Origin of the sequence: Clostridium celatum (assembly GCF_021412605.1) — a bacterium.
GTDB classification, from domain to species: domain Bacteria; phylum Bacillota; class Clostridia; order Clostridiales; family Clostridiaceae; genus Clostridium; species Clostridium celatum.
Genome location: NZ_JAJKGM010000105.1, coordinates 1 through 837 on the forward strand (window position 1 = coordinate 1; position 837 = coordinate 837).

Below are 837 nucleotides of genomic sequence, written 5' to 3' on the forward strand. Positions count from 1 at the left end.
ACATCATCAGAACTTATAACATGAATTTTTTCATGTTTGAACGTAAAATCTTTATCATTTCCACTTAAATACATAAATACCTCCTTAATATCCTATTGCAAACCAATAGAATTTTCTAGATGTAGTTCCTTCATGCTTACAAGTAAATAATGTTTTATTACCTACATATGCATCTTGTAAATATGTTTGTGTAGCACCACCTGTATTATTCAACTCTTGTAACTGTACGCTTATACTAGCCTTAGGAAACTCTATCGGGAATCGAACTGTCTTCCATGAGTTTGTAACTCCTTCAACTATTCCCCATTGAATTATAAGTCCACCTGGAAGTGTTCTATAACCTGTAGTAGCTAGATTCTGAACTTGTCCTATAATCATATCCTCACTAGTTTCATAATGTAATACATCATAATCAGCTTCTGTTCCAGTAGTACCACCATTATGAAATCTTTCTCTTACTTTTTTTATAGCCATATTATCACTCCTCTCCTATCAATTCTAACCACTTAACTCCTTTAGAATTAGGAATAGTAGTTGATATAACACTTTTTGTATTTTCATAAACTGGATTGTTAATAGCTTGTTTAAAGCTATCTCCAAATTGGTTTATAGCCTCTCCAAAAGTAGGTTCTATAGTTAATATACCTTCTTCATAAATTTCCCTAATTTCTACTATTTGTATATCACTAATAACACCTATTTCATCATCTAGAATAGTTACAAAGTCTCCTAAATCCCAGTCAATTCTATAATTTTGAGCATCTATAGTAGCTTCAAAACTTTCAGTAATAGTATTTTCAGCTAATTTACTTTTACCTCTATCCGTTAAGTTAGAAT

Annotated in this window: 2 protein-coding genes; both read right to left on the bottom strand. The window is 30.8% G+C overall.

What is annotated here, in order from left to right:
* Positions 1 to 84 precede the first annotated feature (84 nt).
* Positions 85 to 474, bottom strand: coding sequence for a gp53-like domain-containing protein (locus tag LPC13_RS16705; RefSeq protein WP_234089031.1), 390 nt, complete (start codon positions 472 to 474; stop codon positions 85 to 87).
* A gap of 4 nt (positions 475 to 478) precedes the next feature.
* Positions 479 to 837: siphovirus ReqiPepy6 Gp37-like family protein (locus tag LPC13_RS16710; protein ID WP_234089032.1), on the bottom strand; the 359-nt coding region annotated here is incomplete at its 5' end.